The organism is Variibacter gotjawalensis (genome assembly GCF_002355335.1).
GTDB classification, from domain to species: Bacteria; Pseudomonadota; Alphaproteobacteria; order Rhizobiales; family Xanthobacteraceae; genus Variibacter; species Variibacter gotjawalensis.
Genome location: NZ_AP014946.1, coordinates 4,425,970 through 4,449,629, shown reverse-complemented (window position 1 = coordinate 4,449,629; position 23,660 = coordinate 4,425,970). Strand labels below are relative to the sequence as shown.

Genomic DNA, 23,660 nt, shown 5'->3' with positions numbered 1-23,660 from the left:
AATAAGAAATTGCGGCGGGGCAGAAGCGTATGGCGTCGACGACAGTAGCAGCATGGGACGGCGAACACGCGCGGCCGGGACTTTTGACCCGCGTGTTCGACAACAAGGCATTCCTCATCGTCGTCTGTCTGACGCCGGCGATCGGATTGCTGCTGGTTTTCCTCTCGTATCCGCTGGCGCTCGGCGTCTATCTCGCCTTCACGGACAAGACGATCGGTGGACGCGGCGGCTGGGTCGGGCTCGAGAACTTCTCGTATCTCTTGAGCGACCCGGTGTGGTGGAGCGCTGTGTTCTACAGCGTGTTCTACACGGGCGTCGCGACGATCGGTAAATTCGCGCTCGGCTTCTGGCTCGCGATCCTTCTCAACAACCATCTGCCGTTCAAAAGCCTGATCCGCGCCATCGTGCTGCTGCCGTGGATCGTGCCGACGGTGTTGTCGGCCATCGCTTTCTGGTGGATCTACGATCCGCAGTTCTCGATCATCTCGTATCTCGCCGTCGACGTGCTCGGCGTGCGCGACAAGAATTTCGACTTCCTCGGCACGCCGTGGTCCGCGCGTTTCTCGCTGATCGCCGCCAATATCTGGCGCGGCATTCCGTTCGTCGCCATCTCGCTACTTGCTGGCCTGCAGACAATTTCGCCGTCGCTCTACGAAGCCGCGATGCTGGATGGCGCGACCGGGTGGCAACGGTTCCGCCACATCACGCTGCCGATGATGATGCCGATCCTCGCGATCGTCATGACCTTCTCGATCATCTTCACGTTCTCGGACTTCCAGCTCGTCTATGCGATCACGCGCGGTGGCCCGGTGAACTCAACGCACTTGCTGGCGACGCTCGCGTATCAACGCGGCATCACGTCCGGCGAACTCGGCGAAGGCGCCGCGATCGCCGTGTCGATGATCCCGTTCCTCATCTTCGCGACGTTGTTCAGCTATTTCGGCCTCGGCCGGCGCAAGTGGCAGCAAGGATCCGACAATGACTGATGCTGTTGCCGCTCAACCGGTAGAAGCCGCGAAGAATTCGTCGTCCTCCGCACCCGAGACGATGTCTTGGGATTCGCGCAGCCGGCGCGTGGTGCTGATCTATCTGCCGCTCGCCTGCTTCGTGCTCATCCTGCTGTTCCCGTTCTACTGGATGTCGCTGACGGCGCTGAAGCCGAACGGCGAACTCCTGAACTACAAGGCGAACAATCCGTTCTGGGTGAAGTCGCCGACGCTCGACCACATCTATCATCTGCTGTTCAACACGGCCTACCCGAAGTGGCTGTGGACGACGATGATCGTCGCGATCTGCTCGACCTTCTTGTCGCTGCTGGCCTCGACGCTCGCCGCTTATGCGATCGAGCGGCTGCGCTTCAAGGGCAGTTCGTATACGGGTCTCGGCATCTATCTCGCGTATCTGGTGCCGCAATCGATCCTGTTCATTCCGCTCGCAACCGTCATCGTGCAGTTCGGCCTGTTCGATAGCCCGCTGGCGCTGATCCTCGTCTACCCGACATTCCTGGTGCCGTTCTGCACCTGGCTGCTTATCGGTTACTTCAAGTCGATCCCTTACGAACTCGAAGAATGCGCGCTGGTCGATGGTGCGACGCGACTGCAGATCCTGCGCCGCGTCACGTTGCCGCTCGCGGTGCCGGGTTTGATCTCGGCCGGCATATTCTCGTTCACGCTCTCGTGGAATGAGTTCATCTACGCGCTGGCGTTCATTCAGAGCTCATCGAACAAAACGGTGCCGGTCGCTATTCTGACCGAGCTCGTCACCGGCGACGTCTACCAGTGGGGCGCGCTGATGGCCGGCTCGCTGCTCGGCTCGATCCCGGTTGCGCTCTTCTATTCGTTGTTCGTCGACTACTACGTCTCGTCGTTGACCGGCGCGGTCAAGGAGTAGCCGTCACATTGTCAGCGAAGTTCAAGCCTCGGCAGGAGACTGCCGAGGCGCAATGATGCATGGAGAATGCCCGTGAAGCTCGGAGCCGCAATCGCCGAAATCATGAGACGCGAAGGGATCGAGATCCTGACGGGTTATCCGGTGAACCACCTGATCGAGCATGCGGCCGCCGCCGACATTCGCCCCGTGATGGTGCGGCAGGAGCGCATCGGCGTTCACATGGCGGACGCGATTTCGCGCGTCACTTCGGGTCACACGATCGGTGCGTTCTGCATGCAGCATGGACCGGGCGCCGAGAACGCGATGGGCGGCGTTGCGCAATGCTACGGCGAGTCGGTGCCGGTGCTGGTTCTGCCGATGGGTTACGCGCGGCGCATCGCGCATATCGATCCGAATTTCAATTCGACCTATGCGATGCGGCCTTTCGCGAAATCGGCCGAGCCGATCATCCTCGCGGCTGAGGTGTGTAACATCTTCCGCCGCGCCTTTACGCAACTGAAGAATGGCCGCGGCGGCCCGGTGATCGTCGAGATCCCGACCGATATGTGGAACGAGGAGGTTCCGGAGCCGCTGAACTACACGCCGGTTCTGCGCACGCGTTACGGCGCCGATCCGCAGCATATCAAGGACGCGGCCGCGCTGCTGGTCAGCGCGAAACGGCCGGTGATCTATGCGGGGCAGGGCGTGCACTATGCGAAGGCCTGGCCGCAGCTCAAAGCACTCGCGGAACGCCTCGCGATCCCGGTGACGACGAGCCTCGGCGGCAAGTCGTCATTCCCGGAAACGCATCCGCTCTCGCTCGGCTCGGGCGGTCTCGCAATGCCGCGCGCTGTGCCGAAGTTTCTCGCCGAGGCCGATATGATTTTCGGTATCGGCTGTTCGTTCACCGAAACGTCGTTCGGCGTCGCGATGCCGAAGGGCAAGACCATTATTCACGCGACGCTCGATCCGGCGCATCTCAACAAGGACGTCGAAGCGAAGGTCGGGTTGATCGGCGATGCGGGGCTGATCCTCGATGCGCTGCTGGAAGAAGTCGGCAAAGCCGTGAAGCAAGATCGTGACGCCAGCGCAGTCGCGGCCGAGATCGCCGCTTCGCACAAAGAGTGGCTCGCCAAATGGATGCCGAAGCTGACCAGCAATGATGCGCCGCTCAGCCCGTATCGCGTGCTGTGGGACCTGCAGCACACGGTCGACATCAAGAACACGATCATCACGCACGACGCCGGCTCGCCGCGCGATCAGCTCTCGCCGTTCTGGAAGTGCGTCGAGCCGCTGTCCTACATCGGGTGGGGCAAGACGACGCAGCTCGGTTACGGTCTCGGCCTTGCGATGGGCGCGAAACTGGCGAAGCCGGATAAGCTCTGCATCAATGTGTGGGGCGACGCCGCGATCGGCTTCACGGGCATGGATTTCGAAACCGCAGTGCGCGAGCGCATTCCGATCATGTCGATCCTGCTCAACAATTTCTCGATGGCGATCGAGCTGAAGGTGATGCCGATCTCGACAGAGAAATATCGCTCGACCGACATTTCCGGCGATTACGCCGCGATGGCGCGCGCCTTCGGCGGCCACGGCGAGCGCATCACGAAGCCGGAGGACATCATCCCGGCGATCAAGCGCGGCATAGCCAAGACGCAAGAGGGAATTCCGGTGCTGCTTGAGTTCATCACGAGCAAAGAAACGGAAGTGTCGCGCGCGGGGACTTGATTGTTCACTCCGTCATGGCCCGCTTTATGCGGGCCATCCACGTCTTTCTTCGCGACCTGAAAAGCAAGTCGTGGATGGCCCGGACAAGCCGGGCCATGACGGCGTTGGTTGCGACGCCAGGCCTACGTCAATGCGAATGGCGGTTGTGGTTTCCGGCGGCGTGAGCCACTAAAGTCCCGCCAAACGCAGCCGGGACCGCCATGCAGACACCGAAGAACGAAGCGCTTTCCATCCTCACATCGCTCGGCGTGCCGCCGCTCGGATCGAGCGGACTAGCCGCGCATTCCCCGATCGACGGCAAGCTGATCGGCCATGTCGCCGAGACGTCCGACGTTGGGGCAGTGATCGGCCGCGCACACGCAGCCTTCAAGACATGGCGTCTGGTGCCGGCGCCGCGTCGCGGCGAGCTGGTGCGCTTGCTTGGAGAAGAGCTGCGCGCCGCGAAGGACGATCTTGGCCGCCTCGTCACGCTCGAGGCCGGCAAGATCACGTCCGAGGGTCTCGGCGAAGTTCAAGAGATGATCGACATCTGCGATTTCGCCGTCGGTCTCTCGCGCCAGCTCTACGGCCTCACGATCGCGACCGAGCGGCCCGGCCACCGCATGATGGAGACGTGGCATCCGGCCGGCGTCTGCGGAATCATCACGGCGTTCAATTTCCCGGTCGCGGTGTGGGCGTGGAATGCGGCGCTCGCGCTCGTTTGCGGTGATCCGGTGATTTGGAAGCCGTCCGAGAAGACGCCGCTGACCGCGCTCGCGACGCACGCGATCATGCAGCGCGCGCTGAAACGCTTCGGCGATGCGCCGGAAGGTCTCGTCGAACTCGTGCAGGGCGGGCGTGCAGTGGGCGAAGCGCTCGTCGACGACCCGCGCGTTGCCATTCTTTCGGCCACGGGATCGACACGCATGGGGCGCGAGGTCGGTCCGCGCGTAGCAGCGCGGTTTGCGAAGCCCATCCTCGAACTCGGCGGCAACAATGCCGCGATCGTCGCTGCATCGGCCGATCTCGATCTCGCGCTGCGCGCCATCGCGTTCGCTGCGATCGGCACGGCGGGTCAGCGCTGCACGACGCTGCGGCGGCTGTTCGTGCATGAGAGCGTCGCGGACGCATTCATTCCGAAGCTCGCGAAGGTGTACGCGTCGGTTGCGATCGGCGATCCGCGCAAACAGGGAACGCTGGTCGGGCCGTTGATCGATCGCGGCGCACTCGACGGCATGCAGAAGGCGCTCGACGAGGCGCGTGCGATGGGCGCGACCGTGCATGGCGGCGGCGTTCACGACGACTTCGGCGCGGTTGCGTCCTACGTCACGCCGGCGTTGGTCGAGATGCCGAAGCACGACGGCCCGGTGCTGCGCGAGACCTTCGCGCCGATCCTCTACGTTTTGCGCTACAGCGATCTCGATGCGGCTATCGAGTTGCACAATTCCGTGCCGCAAGGGCTCGCATCGTCGATCTTCACGACCGACTTGCGCGAGGCCGAGCGTTTCATGAGCGCGGCGGGTTCCGATTGCGGCATCGTCAATGTGAATATCGGGCCGTCCGGTGCCGAGATTGGTGGCGCGTTCGGTGGCGAGAAGGAAACCGGCGGCGGACGCGAGTCCGGGTCGGATGCTTGGCGCGGCTACATGCGGCGCGCGACGAACACGATCAATTACTCGAACGCGCTCCCGCTCGCGCAGGGCGTCACGTTCGACGTTGGCTGAGTTTTTGGTCCGCGCTGTTAGCGCAGCAGCATCAAGCCGCCGGTCGCGACGACGAGGATGACGATCGTCGTGACTGTGACGGTCGCGATGTGGCGGAGGCCGAGCGCGCGCACGGCGCCGAACGACGTGCCGAGGCCGAGTGCCGCGATCGCGAGCAGCAGGCCCCAGGTCGAAGCCTCGCCGAGGAAGCTTTTGATCGGCGCGTAGATCGGCATCAGCGGCGGCGCGAGCGGCACCACGCTGTTGATCACGCAAAGCACCAGGAACATGATCGCGAAGACCGGCACCGGCACCTTGGCGTGACCGGCAGCAGCGCCGCGGCGGACAAAGTACCAGCCGACGATCATGACGACCGGTAGCAGCAGGAACACGCGGTAGAGCTTCACGATGACGGCCGAGTTGCCGGCCGTATCCGACACCGCATAACCCGCGCCGACGACCTGCGCGACGTCGTGGATGGTCGCGCCAAGCATCACGCCGGTGAGGTGATCCGAGAAGCCGAGCCAGCGGCAGATCGCCGGATAGGCGATCATCGCGACGGTCGACAGCGCGTTGACGGCGACGACGACGAAGACAACGTCGGCTTCCTTGCCGCGATAGTCGGGCAGGGCGGTCGCAGTTGCGAGCGTTGCGGACGCGCCGCAGACGGCTGTGCCGACACCGGCGAGTGCGCCATATTCCTCGGCCTGGCCGAGCAGGCGCGCCATCGCGAGGCCGGCAAGCACCGTCGCAGCCATCGCGACGATGACGATCAGCGCGGCACCGAGGCCGATGCCGTAGATATCGCCGAGCGCAATCTTGAGGCCGAGCAAAGCGACCGCCCAGCGCAGGATCTTCTTCACCGCGAAGGTGATGCCGGGCTGATAGATGGGCCGCACGGCGACCGGGTTGAGCGCGACGCCGATGATCAGCGCTATGATGATCGCGGGGATCGGCGCGACCTTCGCAACGAGCGGCGCCGCAATGTAAGCGATAATCGAAATCACGGCCGCGAAGCCGAGGCCAGGCGCGAGTTTGCGCAGCGACGCAAAAGCGTCGCTCATCATGCTGTTCGGTGCGGCTTTCGAGTCCACGCTCATGACTTACTTCGCGATGCCGGCTTCGCGCATGTAGCGCAGGACGCCCGGATGGATCAGCTCTTGCCGCGGTGCAGCCGCGACCGTGTTGGCGAGGCTCGTCTCGCGCGCTTGCGCGAGTTTTTCGCCGATGAGTTTTTCCGAGCGATGCAGCGCGCGGGCGAGGCGATACGCGACATCGTCGGCGAGCGTCGGCCGCGCCATCACGAAGCTCCACGAACCGACCGAGTTAGTCGCCGTGGTCTGCCCCGGGAAGGAGCCGGGCTCGACCGAGAGCGGCTTGAGGAATGTGTGGCGGCTGAGGATCGCTTTGATCTCGTCCGCGTTCGGCACGATAAAACGGCCGCCCTGCGGTCCATTCGTCACCGCCGTGAACCCCGGCCAGCCGGAGCCGCCGCCCCATAGCGCCGCCGCGCGGCCGTCCATCACCATTGCGGGGCCGTCGCCGGCGCGGTCGAGATAGATCGCCTGGAAGTCGCGCTGCTGTTCGAGGCCGAGGCCATCCAGCACATAGCGGGAGAGGATCGTCAGGCCGGAGCCTTTGGCGCCGAAGGCGACCGGTTTGCCGACGAGATCGCGAATGGTGCGATACGGCGTGTTGGCGCGGACGACGAACATGCCGGGCGTCGAATACATCGCAACGATGATGGCGAGATTGGCGGGCGGACGACCGATGCCTGAGAGAGCCTCGTACACGACCTCGCCCTGGACCAGCGCGATATCGAGATCGCCGGCTTCGAGCAGCGGCACGTTCTCGGTCGAGCCTTTGGTGTTGCGCGGTTCGACCTTGAGGTCCGGGTCCGCAGCCGCGATCGCCGCGATGAAGGCGTCGCCATAGACCGGAAAGCCGCCACCGGGGGTGGCCGTGCCGAGACGGACAGTGGTCATGCGGGCGTCAAGCCTCTTGAAGTCTTATATAAGACTTGGATGTAGCTGAATTCTACGCGCTTCGCAAACCCGTGTGCTCGCAAAGCTGTTGGTCGCTTGAGGCGCGGCATGTGTGGCAGAAAAGGCCAAGCGCCCCCTAAGGCGCGGTGCCGGAGTGTGATGCATTGACGGATGGCCCTGACAATCGCGCGGCGATCAATTCGCCGTCGTATCGCCTGGCAGCGCTCGACCAGGATTTCCTGCTCGGCGACTCGATGCGCGGCGTGCGCTTTCTGCTGGAATACGCGAAGGCCGAAGAGGCTTTGCGTGCGTGGGGCGTGCATTCGACCATCGTCGTGTTCGGCTCAGCGCGTATTCGCGAGGATGGGCCGGGGCGCCAGGCTTATTGGTACGCGCAGGCGCGTGAATTCGGCCGCATCGCGTCCGAGCGCGGCGGCGCGCTCAAACCGGCTGGCAACATTCGCGACAATGTGATCGCGACCGGCGGTGGCCCGGGCGTGATGGAGGCGGCCAATCGCGGCGCGAAGGATGCTGGCGCGCCATCGATCGGCTTCAACATCACGCTGCCGCACGAGCAGTTTCCGAACGCGTATTCGACGCCGGATCTCACGTTTCAATTTCACTACTTCGCTATGCGCAAGATGCATCTCGCGATGCGGGCGAATGCGCTCGTCGTGTTCCCGGGCGGCTTCGGCACATTCGACGAGCTGTTCGAAATTCTAACGCTGGCGCAGACGCGCAAGGCGCGCAACGTGCCGACGATTCTGTTCGACGAGACGTATTGGCGCTCGGTGATCAACTTCGATGCGATGGTGGAGGCCGGAATGGTCAGCCCGCGCGACCTCGATCTATTCGACTATGCGGAGAGCGCCGAAGCTGCTTGGGACATGTTGCAGAAGCGCGATCTCGGTGCCGCGAAACCGGTGACATGATTAGGCTGCTTTCTTCACGCGCAGTTCGAAGCCCATTGCACGTAGCGTCCCGATGAAAGTGCTGAGGCGCGGGTCGCCGTCCCGGCTGAGGGCTTTGTAAAGTCCAGCCTTCGTAACGCCGACGTCTTTTGCGATTTGCGGCAGCCCTTGGGCGCGTGCGACATTGCCAAGTGCGTGAGCGATGACACGAGGGTCACCGTCTTCGAAAGCCGATTGAAGATAAGTTGCGACAGCTTTCGACGAGGTCAGATAATCAGCGCTGTCCCATTTGGTTGTTGCCAAAAATCTACCCTCCGCTCATGCCCGCGAAAGCGGGCATCCAGTAAGCCCCCGAAGGATGCTGCAAATAGCTTTTCTACGCGTGCTCCCGCACGCACTGGACTCCCGCTTTCGCGGGAGTGAGCGGAGTGTGGGGCGTTACCGAGTATACTACAGTTTACCCACGCTCCGACAGCTTTACTGCTCGCGCCGCGCCTCGCGGGCAGGCTCGCGCAGCGGATTGTCGTCGCCGCCGAGGGCGCGGCGCAGGCGGCGGACGATGACGCTGCGCGCGCGTTCGTCGGCGGCTTTATCGAGCTGCTCGTTGATGTCGATGAGCAGTTCGGCGAGATCGTTGTGGGAGTCTTTGCGGCCGACTGCGGCCGGTTCGATGCGTGGCGGCGCGGCACCGGCGGAAATCTGCGTCGGCCCGTCGACGCCGAGTTCGAAGGTCGCGTCGAGCGCGGGCGAGAGGATACGGCCGGCTGGCAGTTGATCGGCGATGCGAGCCGTCATGCCGGTTTGTGCCGGCATTTCGCCATGGGTGAGGAACACGGCGTCGCGGATCGGCGCGCGGCGCTTGACCCAGTTGGCGAGTTCGGGTCCGTCAGCGTGACCGGAATAGAGATCGATCGTGCGGATGCGCGCCTTCACGTTGATCTCTTCACCCATGATCCGCACTTCTTTCGCGCCATCGAGCAGGATGCGGCCGAGCGTGCCGACCGCCTGGAAGCCGACGAGCAGCACGGTCGCATTGGCGCGCCACAGCCATTCTTTGAGGTGATGGCGGATACGGCCGGCCTCCGCCATACCGCTCGCCGCGATGATGATGTGGAAGCCGCGAATGCGCGCGATCGCTTTCGATTGCTCGACGCTCTCCGTGAAACGGATGTTGTGCGAATGGAGAGCTTCGGTGAGTTCGCTGCCGTGTTCGATCTCGTCGGCGTGCTTGGTGAAGATGGTGCTTGCCTTCGTCGCCAGCGGCGAGTCGATGAAGATCGGCGTCGGCGGCAGCTCCTTGTCGCGGATCATGCGGTTGAGATCGACGAGCAGTTCCTGCGTGCGTTCGACCGCGAAGGACGGGATCAGGAGCGCGCCTTGATTGCGGGCGGCGGCGAGAACTTCCTCGCGCAACAAGCGGCGGCGTTCATCTTCGGTCGCGTCGATGCGGTCTCGGTCACCGTAAGTCGACTCGCAGATGACGTAGTCGACGCCGGCCGGCGCTTCCGGATCGTGCTGCAGAAGTTTGTTGTCCGGGCCGAGGTCGCCGGAGAACAACAGCCGCAACGGACCGCCGTCTTTTCCGGCGCCCTTGAGTTCGATCTCGACCGAGGCGGAGCCGAGCAGATGGCCGGCGTTCCAATAGCGCGCGCGGATCGCGTCGGTGACGTCGAGCCACTGCGAATACTGGATCGGGCGGAATTGCGTGAGCGCCGCGACGGCGTCCGCGAACGTGTAGATCGGCTCGACCGGATCGCGGCCGCGCCGCGTGTTGCGGCGATTGAGCTGCTGGACTTCGACCTCTTGGATATGCCCGCTATCCGGCAGCATCACGGCGCAGAGATCGACAGTCGCGGCGGTCGCGTAGATCGGGCCGGCGTATCCGGCTTTCGTCAGCTTCGGAATGAGGCCGGCGTGATCGATATGTGCATGCGTGAGCAGCATCGCGCTGATCGCGCGCGGGTCGAACGGGAAGGCGCGGTAGTTGAGTTCCTTTTCGGACTTGGTGCCCTGGAACATGCCGCAGTCGATGAGGATCTGCTTGCCGGCATGTTCGAGCCGATAGCACGAGCCGGTGACGATCTGCGCCGCGCCGTGGAAGTGAAGTTTCGGCTGGGTCATATGCGCCTCCCTGGCGAGGCGCGGTCACGTCACCCTTGAAGCAGCGCGCCGTCGCGGGCGCGCTTCGATGCTTCAAAGCCGTGCATTCCCATACGCCACTGGAGCGCAACGATGAGCCCCTTCACGGGCGCCAAGAGACCCAACGTCATGATCAGTGTCAACGGCAGCCACAGGAAGAGGTGGGTCCAATAGGTCGGCGCGTAGTGCGTCTCGGCCCAGAGCACCATCGGCACCAGGATGTGGCCGACGATGACGATCACCAGATAAGCCGGGAAGTCATCGGCGCGGTGGTGGTGAAACTCCTCGCCGCAGGCCTCACAGTGGTTGACGACCTTGAGGAACCCACCGAACAGCTTGCCCTCGCCGCAATGCGGGCAGCGGCCCATAGCGGCGCGCAGATAAGGGCGGGCGGCGATCAGCGTTTCGGACAGGGACATCGTCTGGCTCCTTGGATAGCCGGACAATAAGATGTATGGTCCATGCATTCAACAATTGTATGGCTTTTTTGCATGGAATGGACCCCTACAATCCGCGATCGCGAAGGGCCGCTGTATTCGCGGATCGTCGATGCGTTGCGGTCCGACATAGAGTCTGGGCGGTTGCATCGCGGCGAGCAGTTGCCGACGCATCGCGCGCTTGCGCTGGCGCTTGATGTTGACCTCACGACGGTGACGCGCGCTTACCGTGAGGCGCGCGACGAAGGGCTGACCGAGGCGCGGGTCGGGCAGGGTACGTTCGTGGCGGAGTCGCTTGCGCAGTCGCCGCGTCGGCTCGCGAGCGGCGTCGCGACTGACCTCTCGATGAATTTGCCGCCGCAGCCACTCGAGGCCGATCTCGAAGGCCGCATCACGCGCGGGCTCGCGGCGCTGCGGCGTGAGTTCGGTTTCTCGTCGTATCTCAATTATCGCGACGCGGGCGGGAGCGCCGACGAGCGCGATGCCGCGGCGTCGTGGCTACGTGCGCGCGTGCCGCAAGCGGAGGCCGAGCGACTGGTGATTTTTCCCGGCACACAGGCCGCGTTGTTCTGCTTCTTGTCGGCAAAGCTTGTCCCCGGCGATATCGTATTCACGGAGTGCCTGACCTATCCGGGACTGATGGCGGCGGCGGATGTCGCGCGCGTGAAGCTGGTCGGTTTGCCGATCGATGCGGAAGGGCTCGTGCCGGAAGCGCTGGCGGATGCATGCAAGCGGCAGCGCGCCAAAGCGCTGTATCTCGTGCCGACGATTCACTCTCCGACGACCGCGACAATGTCGGCGGCGCGGCGTGAGGCAATCGTCGAGATCGCGCGCGCCAACGATCTCGTCGTCTTCGAGGATGACGCATATGGCGCACTCGCGCCGGACGTGACGCCGATCGCGGCACTCGCGCCGGAGCGCACGTATCTCGCGGCGAGCTTGGCGAAATGCGTTGCACCGGGTCTGCGCGTTTCGTTTCTGCTGACGCCGACGCGCGAGGAGGCCGCGCGCTTTTCCACGGCGTTGCGCGCGATGGTTCAAATGCCGGTCTCGCTGACGTTGGCGCTGGCGACGCGCTGGGTGCGCGACGGCAGCCTCGACGAGATCATCACGGCGATCCGCAACGAAGCGACCGCGCGGCAGAGCCTCGCGGCGCGAGCCTTGCGCGGGCATGTCTACCGCGCGCATCCGAACGGCCACCATATCTGGGTGCCGCTGCCGAAGCATTGGAGCCGTATCGAGTTCGCGGGACACATCCAACGCCAGGGCGTCGGGGTCGTCACCAGCGAGGCTTTTGCGGTTGGGGACGCGGCTCCGGAGCACGCCATTCGCGTCGCGCTCGGCGCTGCGGCGAGCCGGGCGGAGCTCGTTCGGGCGCTCGAGGTTCTGGCCGGCGCATTGGTTAGCTCGGCGGCGAGCCAGCGCATTGTTTAGGAACCCTGCTGTCATCCCGGAAACCGCCGCGCGTTAGCGCGAAGCGGTTATCCGGGATCAATGTATCCCAATCGTCCGCAGGGATACGTGGGTCCCGGCTCGCGCTCGGCATTCGCGCTTTGCGCGATAGCCGAGCTTGGCCGGGATGACAGCCGAGAAGCTTGACCTTCTTTGAAGAACCGGATTGTTACGAAGCATTATGGACGCAACGACGAACGAACTCCGCTTTCCATTCGCGACGCCGCCGGCGACCGGGACTTACCAAGAAGTCGCGCCCGGCATCCTCTGGATCCGCGTGCCGCTGCCGTTCCGGCTCGATCACATCAACATCTATCTGATCGAGGACGATGAAGGCTGGGCGGTGCTCGACACCGGCATCGCCAACACGGCGACGCGCGAGCTTTGGGACGCGCTGCTCGCCGGGCCGCTCGCGGGCCGCAAGCTGACGCGCCTCATCGTCACGCATTTCCATCCCGATCATATCGGGCTGGCGGGCTGGCTGTGCGAGCGCTTCGGCATTCCGCTGCTGACGAGCCAGACGAGCTATCTCAACTCGCTGAACATCTCGCTCTCGCCGGCGGCGCTCGATGCGAAGCCGTATCACGATTTCTACAAAGTGCACGGTGTCGACGATGCGACGACGGCGCGCGTTTCGACCAACGGGCATTCGTATCTCAAGATGGTGGTGCCGTTGCCGCCGACCTTCACGCGTCTCGTCGCGGGCGACACGCTGCGAATCGGCAAGCGCCGCTTCGACGTTCTGTCGGGCGATGGTCACGCGCCCGAGCAGCTGATGCTCTACTGCGAGAGCGACAAGATCTTCCTCGCGGCCGATCAGGTGCTCGCGAAGATCACGCCGAACATTTCGGTGTGGCCGGTCGATCCGAGCGGCGACCCGCTCGGCTTGTTCCTGCGCTCGTTGCGTGCGTTGCAGGCGGAGATTCCGGCGGACGTGCTCGTGCTGCCCGGGCATCAGTTGCCGTTCTACGGGCTGCATGCTCGCATCGAGCAACTCATCGCGCATCACGAAGCGCGCTGCGCCGATGTCGCGACGGCTGCCGCAAAGGGGCCGATCTCTGCGTCCGACCTGGTGCCGGTGATCTTCCGCCGGCCGATCACCGATCCGCATCAGATGAGCTTCGCGTTCTCGGAAGGCCTGGCGCATGTGAACTACATGCTGCGGCAGGAGCGGCTCGCCTGGGCGGACGATCTCAACGGCGTGAAGCGCGTGATCGCGCTGCCGGAAAAAGAGCGGCCGGTCTGATTGAGGTTGTCATCCCGGAAACCGCCGCGCGTTAGCGCGAAGCGGTTATCCGGGATCCATGTATCCCAATCGCCCGCAGGGATACGTGGATCCCGGCTCGCGCTCGGCTTTTTGCGCGCAAGCGCGCCAGCCGAGCTTGGCCGGGATGACAGCTGAGTTTAGCGCGTTACTTATTCTTGAACTTTGCCGGGCGCTTTTCGACGAAGGCTGTCATGCCTTCCATCTTGTCTTCGGTGCCGAAGAGCGGATGGAAGATGCGGCGTTCGGCGCGCATGCCTTCCGACAGCGTCGTCTCGAACGCGGCGTTGACCGAGTCCTTGCAGGCGATCGTCGCCATCAGCGACATCGAGGCAACCGTCTCGGCGGCTTTCATCGCGACGTCCATCAACTCTGCAGCCGGCACGACGCGAGCGACGAGGCCGGAAGCTTCGGCTTCCTTCGCATCCATCATGCGGCCGGTAAGGCAGAGGTCCATCGCCTTTGCCTTACCGATCGCGCGCGTGAGGCGCTGCGTGCCGCCGAGCCCAGGAATAACGCCGAGCTTGATTTCCGGCTGACCGAATTTCGCGCTGTCGGCCGCGATGACGATGTCGCACATCATCGCCAGTTCGCAGCCGCCGCCGAGCGCGAAGCCCGCGACTGCCGCGACCACTGGCTTGCGCGCACGCGCAACGCCGTCCCAATCGCCGATGAAGTTGCCGAGGAAGACGTCGGTGAAGCCCATGCTCTGCATCATCTTGATGTCGGCGCCGGCCGCGAAGGCTTTCTCGCTGCCCGTGATGAGGATGCAGCCGATGTTCTGATCGGCCTCGTAACCCTTCACGGCCTTGTCGAGATCGGCGATGAGCCCGGCGTTGAGCGCATTCAGCGCTTGCGGGCGGTTGAGGCGGATGATGCCGACCTTGCCCTTGGTTTCGACGATGATGTTTTCGTAAGTCGTCATGCGCTTCTCTCCGTCTTTTGAGAGATTGCGTAGCCGACACGAGGCGATTGAGCAACCGCGCCGCCGCACAGTAGGCTGTCATCCCGGAAGCTGCCGGTTCGCTTTGCGAACCGTGCGGCTATCCGGGACCCATGTATCCCAGTATTTGCAGGGATACGTAGGTCCCGGCTCGCGCGTGCGTCGCTGCGCGATACGCACGCTTGGCCGGGATGACAGCTGCGGATTCTTGAATGATTTATTACGTTTATATTTTAGCCAGCGCGCGTCGAGGTACACTCTATGTTGGCGTCACGAACGATCTCATACGCCGCGTCTATGAGCATCGCGAGAGTGCAGTCCCGGGTTTCACCAAGCGCCACGACGTGAAGCGTCTCGTCTACTTCGAAGTGCACGATGATATTTCCGAAGCGATCGAGCGCGAGAAGCAGATCAAACGATGGCGGCGAGAATGGAAGATCAAACTCGTCGAGGAGCAAAACGAGGATTGGCACGATTTGTGGCCGAGCTTGGTTGCGTCCGGCGAGGTCTCAAAGTAACGAAGTGACAGGGATACGTGGATCCCGGCTCGCGCGAGGGTTCGCCTCGCTTGGCCGGGATGACAGCTCTGGAACCATTGCTTCAGAGGATAAGTTGAGATGAATTTCCTTCCGTCTTTCGAAGTGCTCGCGGCTTTTACGGCCGCATCTTTCCTGCTGCTGATTACCCCCGGGCCGGACATGACGCTGTTCCTCGGCGAAACGCTTCGGTCAGGCCGTGCGCGCGGGATGGCCGCGATGCTCGGCGCGACGACCGGGCTCTTGGTGCACAGTCTGCTGGCGGCGTTCGGGCTGTCAGCGATTTTGGCGGCGTCGGCGACGGCGTTCACGGTGATCAAGATCGTCGGCGCGGCTTATCTCGTGTATCTCGCCGTGCAGGCGGTGCGGCACGGATCGGCGCTGACGATCAAGCCCGGCAAGGGTGTGCAGCGGCCGATCGCGCAGGTGTTCGCGATGGGTGTCGGCGTCAATCTGCTGAATCCTAAAATAGTGATGTTCTTCTTGACCTTCCTGCCGCAATTCGTCTCGGCGACCGACCCGCAGGCAAGCCAGAAGCTGCTGTTCCTTGGCCTCTACTTCCTGGTGCTCGGAATTCCGACCTGCGCGGTGTTGATTCTGATGGCGGAGCAGTTCACGGCCGCGATCCGCCGCTCGCCGCGCGTGATGCGGGCAATCGACTGGACGTTCGCCGGGATTATGGGTGCGTTTGCGGTGCGATTATTGTTCGCGCGTAGCAACTAAGTTGCCGCCGGCCGTGCGTCCGGCAATCGCCCAATAGACGAATCCCGCGACGATGCCGGCAGCCGCCATCAGTTCGAGCTGGCGTCGGGCGTGGCCGTCGACGTTGAACGCGATCAGACTCCAATCGCTGACGTAAGCGAAGAGGAACAGCGACATCGCCGCGAAAGCGAGCGCGTAATAGATCACGGAACGCAGGCGCAAGACTTCGCCGATGACGATGATCGCGATGGTCGGGAGAAATGCGGCGAGTGACGCGAAGAGGCCACCGAAAGCGACGATGTAGTTGAGCGAGTCGTCGCCGAAAGCATCGACGAACATGCCGCTCCATTCGGGTTTGAGCGCCGCGACGGTCAGCACGACGCCGGCCGCGAAGCAGGCCGCGAAACCGGCGAACATCACGAGGAAAAAACGGCCGATGGTCATGGCCGCGCTGCTATTCGTCGTCCGTCATCGCCATCGCGCGCAGCGCCATACGCTCGCGCGCCGATAGCTTTTCGGTCTCGCTCTTGAGCTGGCCACACGCCGCGAAGATATCGCGGCCGCGCGGTGTGCGCACCGGCGAGGCGTAGCCCGCGTTGAAGACGACGTCGGAGAACTTCTCGATCTGATCCCAGTTCGAGCATTCGTATTTTGTGCCGGGCCACGGGTTGAACGGGATCAGGTTGATCTTCGCCGGAATGCCTTTGAGCAAACGCACGAGTTCTTTCGCTTCGGCGAGGCTGTCGTTGATCCCCTTGAGCATCACGTATTCGAAGGTTATGCGGCGCGCGTTGGAGAGGCCCGGATAGTCGCGGCAGGCCTGCATCAAATCTTTGATCGGATATTTCTTGTTGAGCGGCACCAATTCGTCGCGCAGATCGTCACGCACGGCGTGGAGCGAAACAGCCAGCATCGTGCCGATCTCGGAACCGGCGCGCGGGATATTCGGGATCACGCCCGAGGTCGAGAGCGTGATGCGGCGGCGCGAGAGCGAGAGACCTTCGCCGTCCTGCACGGTGAGCAACGCGTCGCGCACGTTGTCGAAATTGTAGAGCGGCTCGCCCATGCCCATCATGACGATGTTGGTGACGGCGCGCTCCCCGGACGTCGGCAGGCCGGGGCCGGTCGCGCGCGTCTGACCGAGCCAATCGCCGAGGCGGTCGCGCGCGATCATCACCTGACCGATGATTTCGGACGGCGCGAGATTGCGCACGAGACGCTGCGTGCCGGTGTGGCAGAACGAGCAGTTGAGCGTGCAACCGACCTGGCTCGATACGCAGAGCGTGCCGCGATTGCTCTCCGGGATGTAGACGCACTCGACCATGTGCGGCTTCTCACCCGGCGTTTCGCCCGGCAGCGCGATCAGCCACTTACGGGTGCCGTCGTTGGAAATCTGCTCCGCCGCCAGTTCGGGCCGCGCCAGCGTGAATTGCTGCTCGAGCGAAGCGCGCAATCCCTTCGCGACATTGGTCATCTCGCCGAAGGATTTGGCACCGCGGAAATAGATCCAGTGCCAGAGCTGCTGAACGCGCATTTTGCGTTCGCGCTCGCCGACGCCGATCGCGCCCAGAGCCTCGGCCAATTCGGCGCGTGTCAGGCCTGCCAGCGACGGGCGCGCGGGCGCGACATACCGCTCAAGCGGCGCTTTTTCGAGCGGGGCTGGGGAGGCCGAATGGACTTGCATGCGGCCTACATAGGGGGATTGGGGCTCTAACGCGAGCCCCAAATCCGTCAGATCGAAGGTGCTTAGCCGCGAAACGATCGAGGCTTAGCTTCTCATCCTCTCGGCTGTCATCCCGGAAACCGCCGCGCGCAGCGCGATGCGGTTATCCGGGACCCATGTACCCCACTCGCTCGCTGGGATACGTGGATCCCGGCTCGCGCTCGGCGGTACGCGCTCCGCGCGTTGCCTTCGCTTGGCCGGGATGACGGCTTCGTTTCTAAGCGACCTAGGGGAATTAGATTGTCAGGACTGCCTTACCCATGACCTTGCGGTTTGCGATGTCGTCCAAGGCCTTAACGATATCGTCGAGCTTGTAGCTTGCGTGGACGTGAGCCGAAATCTTCTTCTCGGCCGCCCATTGAATGAGCTGCTGCATGCTGGCCGCGAAACCCTTCGGATCGCGCCGCGTCCAAGCGCCCCAGAAGACGCCGCGGATGTCGCAGTTCTTCAGCAGCGTCAGGTTGAGCGGGAGCTTCGGAATCTCGCCGGCGGCAAAACCGATGACGAGGAGGCGGCCCTCCCAGTCGAGTGCGCGCACGGCGGCTTCCGTGTAAGCGCCGCCGACCGGATCGTAAACGCAGTCGACGCCCTTGCCGCCCGTCGCTTCGCGCAGCGCGTCGCGCAGGTTGCCGGTCGAGTAATTGATCGTGGCGTCGGCGCCATGTTTTTTGATGAAAGCCAGCTTCTCATCCGACGACGCGCAGGCGATCACGCGCGCGCCCATCAGCTTGCCGAGCTCGACCGCGGCGAGGCCGACGCCGCCGGCTGCGCCGAGCACCGCGAGGCTTTCACCCGGCTGCAGACGCGCGCGATCCTTCAGCGCGTAATAGGTCGTGCCGTAAGTGATGATCAGCGCGGCGGCGCGATCGAATTCGAGCGCATCGGGAATTTTGTAGACCTGGTCGGCCGAGACAGCGAGGCGTTCGCGCGCGCCGTTGTGACCGACCGAACCCATCACCCGGTCGCCCTTCTTGAGCGACGTCACGCCTTCGCCGACGCTCTCGACAACGCCGGCAATCTCTGCGCCGGGCGAGAACGGGAAGGGTGGTTTGATCTGATATTTGCCGGCAATCTGCAGGATGTCGAAGAAGTTGAGGCCGACGGCTTTGATGCCGACCACGACCTGTCCGACTTCGGCGACAGGGTCCGCGATATCGGCGATTTTCAGTTGCTCGGGCGTGCAGAATTCTTCGCAGAGAACGGCTTTCATCGATGATCGAACCTAGTGAGAAGGAAAGGACGTTTCTCTTGTAGCCGCATCGCGCGGCGGGGCGAAGGGGGCACGGTTCGCTGCGCGAACTTTCGCATCGCGAACGCGTATTCCGCGACCAACCCGTATGCCTTCACGCCGCCAATTTCGTTATATAGCGGTCACGTTGCTGTCGCGGGGCGAGTCGACACAATCAAGAGGGGCCCTTCCATGTTGTCTTTGCGCTTGATCGCGGCGGTTGGTGCCGCGCTTGCGGTCTCGTCTTCGCTCGCGGGTGCGCAGAGCGACGTCAAACCGAGCCTGGTGCAACAGTTCGGCGATTGGGGCGCTTATGCGGGCGTCGCCAACGGCAACAAGGTCTGCTTCGCGATGGCGCAGCCGTCCTCGTCTCAAACAGTGCCGCCGAACCGGCCGCGCGATCCGGTGTATTTCTATCTGGCGACGCGGCCGGCCGAGAATGTGCGCAACGAGATCAACATCATCATCGGCTACCCGTTTGGGCGGAACAGCGAGACCGTTTTGGAGATCGGGACCGCCAAGTTCTCGCTGCAGACGCAGGGCGACAATGCCTGGGCGCGCAGCAACGGCGAAGAGACCCAGATGATCGACGCGATGCGCAAAGGCTCGGACCTCACCCTGAAAGGCCAATCGGCGCGCGGGACGCAGACGACCGACAAGTTCTCGCTGCGCGGCCTTGGCCAGGCGCTCGACCGGGTCGGGCAGGAGTGTCGCTGATGCGGCGGAACTAGCCTAATCCGTTGAAAATACTTCGGTTTGGCCACATATTGGTGGCCGTCTAAAAGTAGCGGGATGCTTCCGGCATGCCCTGGCGGCGTGCTATGCCGGTGGCCGACATTAGGTGGCGGGGGACCATGGCAGCCATAGACGAAATCAATGCTCGGCTCGACGAGTTCGTGAAATCGAGCCTAATCGAGCGGTATGACATTATTGAAGGGGACGATAGTATCCGAGTGCGCGCTTTTGCCGCAAAAGGCCAAGATGTTGCCAAAGTTAAGGACTTTATCGTCGACGCACTCTCCGGGCTTTTAAGTGTCTCACAAGTTAGCGTCGAAGAATCCGCGGGCTGAGGAACCTGAATCCAGCGGTATTTTCCCTCTCATACCACGAGCACGGTCCGTCCGGAGTTACCGCTGATTTTGGAATCTCAGGAGTTTTCCATGAAGAAAGTTCTCGCCGCTGCAGTTGCTGCCGCGCTCGTCGGCCTCGCATCGGCTCCCGCATCGGCTCAATACGGCCGCGCCGGCACGCTGCTTTGCTCGGTTGCCGGTGGCGCCGGTTACGTCGTCGGTTCGCGCAAGGCCGTCGATTGCGAATTCCGTCCGCTCGCCGGCCCGGCTGAACACTATGTCGGCACGCTCAGCAAGTTCGGTGTCGATATCGGCGTCACGCAGGGTTCGGAGATCGCCTGGCAGGTCCAGATGAGCACCAGCAACCCGCGCCGTGGCGCTCTGACCGGCACCTACGTCGGTGCGACCGGCGAAGCGACCGTCATCGGTGGCGTCGGCGCCAACGTGCTGGTCGGCGGTTCCAACCGCACCGTCAGCCTGCAGCCGCTCTCGGTTCAGGGCCAGCTCGGCCTGAACGTTGCCGGCGGCTTCGGCGAACTGCGTTTGGAAGAAGTGCGCCCGGTCCGCAAGCACCGCAAGCACCGTCACCACCGCCGCCATCGCTAAGCGATCGGCAGCGAGTCTCGGGAGGCTAGCGCCTCTGAACCGAGGCTAAAGTTTAAAGCGCGGTCCTTGGGGCCGCGCTTTTTCTTTGCGCCGCCGCGCCTTGAACCTCGAACGCTCGCCCCGCGACAAACTTCCGAGAAGCACTCGGGAGCATGGGGAATGTCGTTTCGTCTTGGCTTTGTCGCAGCTGTCGCCGCGGTGGTCGCGGCGATCCTGCCGGCGCGCGCCGAGATCATTCCGGCCGCGCAGATGGCGCGCGGCATGTACATCCCGCCGCAGCAATGTGCCGCGATGCCTTACGCCGTGTGGGTTGTCGTCGGCGATAAGGGTTATTGCGTCCGCTACTATCTCTCGACCACGGGCGGCGAAGGGCAACAGCCCGTCGTGTTCCTGCAGGGCGACCGCATGGGCCGCTTCGCGTTCCGCGACGGCACGTTCGAAAAGACCGACCCGAGCCAGGACATCAACACCGAAGTGTTGCAGCGTATGGCCGACAATTTCTCCAAGCTCGCGCAAGGCCCGGCGATTTATCTCGGACGCCCCGGCGTCGAGGGTTCCTCCGGCTTTCACGGTCATCGCAAAACGTGGCTCGAGCTCTACGTCGTCAACATGGCGCTCGACGCGATCAAGCGTAAGCACGGCTATGCCGGCTTCCATCTGATGGGGCAGTCGGGCGGCGGATCGCTGGTCGGGGGCTTGCTGTATTTGCGCGATGACATCGGCTGCGCGGTGCCGGGTGCCGGCCTGCTGGCGCGGCTCGACAGCGGCGGACGACCCGAGAAACATCCTTTGCTGCAGTATTTCGACCCGGTTCAGCTCGTCGGACGTATCGCGCAGAGGCGCGGCCTGCGTGTCATCGTGATCACGGACCCGCAGGACCGGACAGTGCGCTGGCAGTATCAGTCGACCTTCGCGGACCAGCTCAACCGCGCCGGTGGCCGCGTCGAGCAGTATTGGGTGCAGGCGGTTGACGACAATCGGCATGGCGTCGTCATCTACACGGCGCATGCGATGGCGCGCTGCGTCCGCGGCGAAACAGGCGAGCAGATACGCGCGGCACTGGCGGAACTTCAGCAGCGTCATGTCGCTGCGGCCGAAGATCGCCGTCGCCGCCGCGCTGCCGGAGCACCGCCGCCGCAGAGCTGAGACTTTCCGGCGCAGCGCGATCGCGCCGATGCGATCTGCGTCACACGGAAAATGCAGGTTTTCGGTGATCGCATTTTCTTGACGTGAACCGGTGTCCACTTCACTTCAAAATGCTCTAAGCTCTCGCTCGCCGGTAAGAGCGAGGGCGCATGCGCAAACTCCTGTCTGTGGTCGCGGCTGTGTTGTGTTTGGCCTTCGTGGCCATGCCGAGCCAAACTTTCGCCGCCAGTCTTTTCGCGCAGGCGCCGGCGCCGAAGCCCGAGATGATGGAGAATTGTCCGGGGCTCATCTCGTCGCGGCCCGGCTTCACGCTCGCGGCGCTCAAGCGCGACGAAGTGCGCTTCACCTATGTTGGGCATTCGACGTTTCTAATCGAGAGCCCCGGGCTCGTCCGCATCGCAACCGACTACAACGACTATGTGCGGCCCAGCATCACGCCTGATATCGCGACGATGAACCGCGCGCACTCGACGCACTACACGGACAATCCCGACCCGGCGATCAAGCATGTGCTGCGCGGCTGGGGCGAGGGCGACAGCCCGGCGCGTCACGATGTGCACCTGAAAGACACGCGCGTGCGCAACGTGCCGACCAACATCCGCAACTACGGCGGTGGCACCGAGCGGCACGGCAATTCGATCTTTATCTACGAGATGGCGAATATGTGCATCGCGCATCTCGGCCATCTGCATCACACGCTGACGCAGACGCAGCTCAACGAGATCGGCCGCATCGATGTCGTTATGGTGCCGGTCGATGGCTCCTACACGCTCGATCTCGACGGCATGGTGGACGTCGTCCGCGCCATGAAGGCGCAGATCGTCATCCCGATGCATTACTTCAGCCAATATACGCTGAACCGTTTCCTCGAACGCGTCGGCGAGCATTTCGACATCGAGACGCTCGACATTCCGTCCGTCGTCATCTCGAAGGCGACGATGCCTGCTAAGCCGAAAGTGATCGTGCTGCCGGGCCGGTGATGCTCAGATCCTCACTTGATGGCAACACCTCAGCCAAGTTTTTTGCCTGTCAGTAAAGCGCTGGTCATCCCGGGGCGCGTGTAGCTCGCGGCGCGCAAAAGCGCGCTGCGCGAGCCACGCGAGCCCGGGATCCATAAGCACAATGGTATCGAGACGGCAGGGAGTATGGATCCCGGCACTTACGCACCTTGCGGCGCACATGGCGTGCCGCAATTAGCGCGCGGCCGGGATGACCAGCGATCTATCGCATCGCTTCGGGCGATCTCTCCGAGATCCCAAAACGCATCACGTGATCATCGTTACCGCTCCGGCAGCGGGATGAATTCGGTCTCGCCCGGCACACGCGGGAAAGCGCCGCTCTTCCACTGCTGCTTTGCGTCCTCGATCCGCTCGCGCGACGACGAGACGAAGTTCCACCAGATGTGGCGCGGGCCATCCATCGGCTCGCCGCCGAACAGCAGCAGACGAGCAGCCGACTTCGCCTTCACGGTGATTTCGTCACCGGCGCGGAAAACGAGCAGCTGACCGGGACCAAATGTATCGCCCGCAATTTCGATATCACCTGTGAGTGTGTAGATCGCGCGCTCGTCGTAAGTCGCCGGGAAAGGAAGCGCCGTGCCGGCGTCAAGCACGACGTCGGCATAGATGGTGTCGGTCGCTGTTTTGACCGGGGATTTCATGCCGTAGAGTTCGCCCGAGATGAGGCGGACTTTCTTGCCTTCATCTTCCAGCGTCGGCAGTTCGTCGCGGCTGTGATGGACGAAAGCGGGCGCATTTTCCTCGTGCGATTTTGGTAGCGCCAGCCATGACTGGATGCCGAACAGCGGGCCGCCGCTGGCACGCACATCTGCCGAGGTGCGTTCAGAATGCGTAATGCCGCTGCCGGCCGTCATCAGGTTGATGGCGCCGGGACGGATCGGAATCTCGGTGCCGAGGCTGTCACGATGCATGATCTCGCCCTCGAACAGATAGGTCACGGTGGCGAGGCCGATATGCGGGTGGGGGCGAACGTCGATGCCTTTGCCGGTGATGAACTCGGCCGGGCCCATCTGATCCCAGAAGATGAAAGGGCCAATCATCTGACGTTTGGCGGACGGAAGCGCACGCCGCACTTCGAGGCCGCCGATATCATGGGCGCGCGGAATGATGACGGTTTCGAGTGCCGGGCAGCTCGGGGTGTCTGTTTCGGGCTTCTCGGCCGGTTGCCAGCTCATTTTATCTCCTCGGTTCTGGCGCCGCCGCTGTGGCGGCGTCGCGTC

Annotated in this window: 24 protein-coding genes; 14 read left to right on the top strand and 10 right to left on the bottom strand. The window is 63.4% G+C overall.

Annotated elements, in window-relative coordinates; all coding sequences use genetic code 11:
• Positions 1–29: 29 nt before the first annotated feature.
• The 4 genes from GJW30_RS21790 to amaB all read left to right on the top strand — a co-directional run bounded on the left by GJW30_RS21790 (position 30) and on the right by amaB (position 5,300).
• Positions 30–986: a carbohydrate ABC transporter permease gene (locus tag GJW30_RS21790; RefSeq protein ID WP_096358453.1), complete on the top strand. Its 957-nt coding sequence runs from the start codon at positions 30–32 to the stop codon at positions 984–986.
• Positions 979–1,890 carry a carbohydrate ABC transporter permease gene (locus GJW30_RS21785; RefSeq protein WP_096358452.1) on the top strand — a complete coding sequence of 304 codons (912 nt, stop codon included), beginning with the start codon at positions 979–981 and terminating at the stop codon, positions 1,888–1,890. Before GJW30_RS21790 ends, GJW30_RS21785 begins: the two co-directional genes overlap by 8 nt.
• Before the next feature lie 72 nt (positions 1,891–1,962).
• Positions 1,963–3,597: a thiamine pyrophosphate-requiring protein gene (locus GJW30_RS21780; protein ID WP_096358999.1), complete on the top strand. Its 1,635-nt coding sequence runs from the start codon at positions 1,963–1,965 to the stop codon at positions 3,595–3,597.
• Between the two features lie 200 nt (positions 3,598–3,797).
• Entirely contained in the window at positions 3,798–5,300 is a 1,503-nt protein-coding gene (gene amaB / locus GJW30_RS21775; RefSeq protein WP_096358451.1) for an L-piperidine-6-carboxylate dehydrogenase, read from the top strand.
• Between the two features lie 17 nt (positions 5,301–5,317).
• Here amaB and GJW30_RS21770 read toward each other — a convergent pair whose 3' ends face one another.
• A complete protein-coding gene (locus tag GJW30_RS21770) occupies positions 5,318–6,379 on the bottom strand; it encodes a YeiH family protein (RefSeq protein WP_245408594.1) in 1,062 nt (353 codons plus the stop codon).
• A gap of 3 nt (positions 6,380–6,382) precedes the next feature.
• Positions 6,383–7,264 (bottom strand): TAXI family TRAP transporter solute-binding subunit, encoded by an 882-nt coding sequence (locus GJW30_RS21765; protein ID WP_096358450.1) that lies wholly within the window; start codon positions 7,262–7,264, stop codon positions 6,383–6,385.
• 254 nt (positions 7,265–7,518) lie between these two features.
• On the opposite strand from GJW30_RS21765, the gene GJW30_RS21760 reads away from it, so the two are divergent.
• A complete protein-coding gene (locus GJW30_RS21760; RefSeq protein ID WP_197703831.1) occupies positions 7,519–8,196 on the top strand; it encodes an LOG family protein in 678 nt (225 codons plus the stop codon).
• Here the strand turns inward: GJW30_RS21760 and GJW30_RS21755 are convergent, their stop codons facing one another.
• The 3 genes from GJW30_RS21755 to GJW30_RS21745 all read right to left on the bottom strand — a co-directional run bounded on the left by GJW30_RS21755 (position 8,197) and on the right by GJW30_RS21745 (position 10,733).
• Entirely contained in the window at positions 8,197–8,478 is a 282-nt protein-coding gene (locus GJW30_RS21755; protein WP_096358448.1) for an addiction module antidote protein, read from the bottom strand.
• Between the two features lie 174 nt (positions 8,479–8,652).
• A complete protein-coding gene (locus GJW30_RS21750; protein WP_096358447.1) occupies positions 8,653–10,296 on the bottom strand; it encodes an MBL fold metallo-hydrolase in 1,644 nt (547 codons plus the stop codon).
• Between the two features lie 29 nt (positions 10,297–10,325).
• Positions 10,326–10,733: a DUF983 domain-containing protein gene (locus tag GJW30_RS21745; protein WP_096358446.1), complete on the bottom strand. Its 408-nt coding sequence runs from the start codon at positions 10,731–10,733 to the stop codon at positions 10,326–10,328.
• Between the two features lie 72 nt (positions 10,734–10,805).
• Here GJW30_RS21745 and GJW30_RS21740 point away from each other — a divergent pair, with 72 nt between their 5' ends.
• Together GJW30_RS21740 and GJW30_RS21735 are read left to right on the top strand one after the other, a co-directional pair.
• Complete coding sequence (locus GJW30_RS21740; protein ID WP_096358445.1) at positions 10,806–12,185, top strand: aminotransferase-like domain-containing protein; 1,380 nt, start codon at positions 10,806–10,808, stop codon at positions 12,183–12,185.
• A gap of 199 nt (positions 12,186–12,384) precedes the next feature.
• Positions 12,385–13,449: an MBL fold metallo-hydrolase gene (locus GJW30_RS21735; protein WP_096358444.1), complete on the top strand. Its 1,065-nt coding sequence runs from the start codon at positions 12,385–12,387 to the stop codon at positions 13,447–13,449.
• 166 nt (positions 13,450–13,615) lie between these two features.
• Here the strand turns inward: GJW30_RS21735 and GJW30_RS21730 are convergent, their stop codons facing one another.
• Positions 13,616–14,392 (bottom strand): enoyl-CoA hydratase, encoded by a 777-nt coding sequence (locus GJW30_RS21730; protein WP_096358443.1) that lies wholly within the window; start codon positions 14,390–14,392, stop codon positions 13,616–13,618.
• Positions 14,393–14,622: 230 nt separating this feature from the next.
• Between GJW30_RS21730 and GJW30_RS21725 the strand changes: the two genes are divergently transcribed.
• Positions 14,623–14,928, top strand: coding sequence for a GIY-YIG nuclease family protein (locus GJW30_RS21725; RefSeq protein ID WP_096358442.1), 306 nt, complete (start codon positions 14,623–14,625; stop codon positions 14,926–14,928).
• Between the two features lie 99 nt (positions 14,929–15,027).
• Positions 15,028–15,669, top strand: coding sequence for a LysE family translocator (locus GJW30_RS21720; protein WP_096358441.1), 642 nt, complete (start codon positions 15,028–15,030; stop codon positions 15,667–15,669).
• On the opposite strand, the gene GJW30_RS21715 is transcribed toward GJW30_RS21720, so the two are convergent.
• The 3 genes from GJW30_RS21715 to GJW30_RS21705 form a co-directional block, all read right to left on the bottom strand.
• Positions 15,646–16,092 (bottom strand): hypothetical protein, encoded by a 447-nt coding sequence (locus tag GJW30_RS21715; RefSeq protein ID WP_096358440.1) that lies wholly within the window; start codon positions 16,090–16,092, stop codon positions 15,646–15,648. The genes GJW30_RS21720 and GJW30_RS21715 overlap by 24 nt on opposite strands.
• Before the next feature lie 10 nt (positions 16,093–16,102).
• Positions 16,103–17,332, bottom strand: a complete 1,230-nt coding sequence (gene rlmN / locus GJW30_RS21710; protein WP_096358439.1) for a dual-specificity RNA methyltransferase RlmN — start codon at positions 17,330–17,332, stop codon at positions 16,103–16,105.
• A 274-nt stretch (positions 17,333–17,606) separates the two neighbouring features.
• On the bottom strand, positions 17,607–18,581 hold the full coding sequence (locus GJW30_RS21705; protein ID WP_096358438.1) for an NADPH:quinone oxidoreductase family protein: 975 nt from the start codon (positions 18,579–18,581) through the stop codon (positions 17,607–17,609).
• A gap of 210 nt (positions 18,582–18,791) precedes the next feature.
• On the opposite strand from GJW30_RS21705, the gene GJW30_RS21700 reads away from it, so the two are divergent.
• The 5 genes from GJW30_RS21700 (at position 18,792) to GJW30_RS21680 (ending at position 22,401) form a co-directional block, all read left to right on the top strand.
• Positions 18,792–19,316 (top strand): invasion associated locus B family protein, encoded by a 525-nt coding sequence (locus GJW30_RS21700; protein WP_096358437.1) that lies wholly within the window; start codon positions 18,792–18,794, stop codon positions 19,314–19,316.
• A 137-nt stretch (positions 19,317–19,453) separates the two neighbouring features.
• A complete protein-coding gene (locus GJW30_RS21695; protein ID WP_130364627.1) occupies positions 19,454–19,669 on the top strand; it encodes a hypothetical protein in 216 nt (71 codons plus the stop codon).
• A 90-nt stretch (positions 19,670–19,759) separates the two neighbouring features.
• Positions 19,760–20,275, top strand: a complete 516-nt coding sequence (locus GJW30_RS21690; RefSeq protein ID WP_096358435.1) for a DUF992 domain-containing protein — start codon at positions 19,760–19,762, stop codon at positions 20,273–20,275.
• A 159-nt stretch (positions 20,276–20,434) separates the two neighbouring features.
• A complete protein-coding gene (locus GJW30_RS21685; protein ID WP_096358434.1) occupies positions 20,435–21,421 on the top strand; it encodes a hypothetical protein in 987 nt (328 codons plus the stop codon).
• Between the two features lie 149 nt (positions 21,422–21,570).
• Complete coding sequence (locus tag GJW30_RS21680; protein WP_096358433.1) at positions 21,571–22,401, top strand: MBL fold metallo-hydrolase; 831 nt, start codon at positions 21,571–21,573, stop codon at positions 22,399–22,401.
• A 299-nt stretch (positions 22,402–22,700) separates the two neighbouring features.
• On the opposite strand, the gene GJW30_RS21675 is transcribed toward GJW30_RS21680, so the two are convergent.
• Positions 22,701–23,615 (bottom strand): pirin family protein, encoded by a 915-nt coding sequence (locus GJW30_RS21675; protein ID WP_096358432.1) that lies wholly within the window; start codon positions 23,613–23,615, stop codon positions 22,701–22,703.
• Positions 23,616–23,660: the final 45 nt, after the last annotated feature.

Coding starts and splice junctions, on each gene's coding strand:
- GJW30_RS21750 (WP_096358447.1), bottom strand. CDS start 10,296: ATGACCCAGCCGAAACTTCACTTCCACGGCGCGGCGCAGATCGTCACC.
- rlmN (WP_096358439.1), bottom strand. CDS start 17,332: ATGCAAGTCCATTCGGCCTCCCCAGCCCCGCTCGAAAAAGCGCCGCTT.
- GJW30_RS21685 (WP_096358434.1), top strand. CDS start 20,435: ATGTCGTTTCGTCTTGGCTTTGTCGCAGCTGTCGCCGCGGTGGTCGCG.
- GJW30_RS21745 (WP_096358446.1), bottom strand. CDS start 10,733: ATGTCCCTGTCCGAAACGCTGATCGCCGCCCGCCCTTATCTGCGCGCC.
- GJW30_RS21735 (WP_096358444.1), top strand. CDS start 12,385: ATGGACGCAACGACGAACGAACTCCGCTTTCCATTCGCGACGCCGCCG.
- GJW30_RS21760 (WP_197703831.1), top strand. CDS start 7,519: ATGCGCGGCGTGCGCTTTCTGCTGGAATACGCGAAGGCCGAAGAGGCT.
- GJW30_RS21680 (WP_096358433.1), top strand. CDS start 21,571: ATGCGCAAACTCCTGTCTGTGGTCGCGGCTGTGTTGTGTTTGGCCTTC.
- GJW30_RS21715 (WP_096358440.1), bottom strand. CDS start 16,092: ATGACCATCGGCCGTTTTTTCCTCGTGATGTTCGCCGGTTTCGCGGCC.
- GJW30_RS21705 (WP_096358438.1), bottom strand. CDS start 18,581: ATGAAAGCCGTTCTCTGCGAAGAATTCTGCACGCCCGAGCAACTGAAA.
- GJW30_RS21725 (WP_096358442.1), top strand. CDS start 14,623: ATGATTTATTACGTTTATATTTTAGCCAGCGCGCGTCGAGGTACACTC.
- amaB (WP_096358451.1), top strand. CDS start 3,798: ATGCAGACACCGAAGAACGAAGCGCTTTCCATCCTCACATCGCTCGGC.
- GJW30_RS21770 (WP_245408594.1), bottom strand. CDS start 6,379: ATGAGCGTGGACTCGAAAGCCGCACCGAACAGCATGATGAGCGACGCT.
- GJW30_RS21790 (WP_096358453.1), top strand. CDS start 30: ATGGCGTCGACGACAGTAGCAGCATGGGACGGCGAACACGCGCGGCCG.
- GJW30_RS21700 (WP_096358437.1), top strand. CDS start 18,792: ATGTTGTCTTTGCGCTTGATCGCGGCGGTTGGTGCCGCGCTTGCGGTC.
- GJW30_RS21695 (WP_130364627.1), top strand. CDS start 19,454: ATGGCAGCCATAGACGAAATCAATGCTCGGCTCGACGAGTTCGTGAAA.
- GJW30_RS21740 (WP_096358445.1), top strand. CDS start 10,806: ATGGAATGGACCCCTACAATCCGCGATCGCGAAGGGCCGCTGTATTCG.
- GJW30_RS21720 (WP_096358441.1), top strand. CDS start 15,028: ATGAATTTCCTTCCGTCTTTCGAAGTGCTCGCGGCTTTTACGGCCGCA.
- GJW30_RS21785 (WP_096358452.1), top strand. CDS start 979: ATGACTGATGCTGTTGCCGCTCAACCGGTAGAAGCCGCGAAGAATTCG.
- GJW30_RS21675 (WP_096358432.1), bottom strand. CDS start 23,615: ATGAGCTGGCAACCGGCCGAGAAGCCCGAAACAGACACCCCGAGCTGC.
- GJW30_RS21690 (WP_096358435.1), top strand. CDS start 19,760: ATGAAGAAAGTTCTCGCCGCTGCAGTTGCTGCCGCGCTCGTCGGCCTC.
- GJW30_RS21765 (WP_096358450.1), bottom strand. CDS start 7,264: ATGACCACTGTCCGTCTCGGCACGGCCACCCCCGGTGGCGGCTTTCCG.
- GJW30_RS21730 (WP_096358443.1), bottom strand. CDS start 14,392: ATGACGACTTACGAAAACATCATCGTCGAAACCAAGGGCAAGGTCGGC.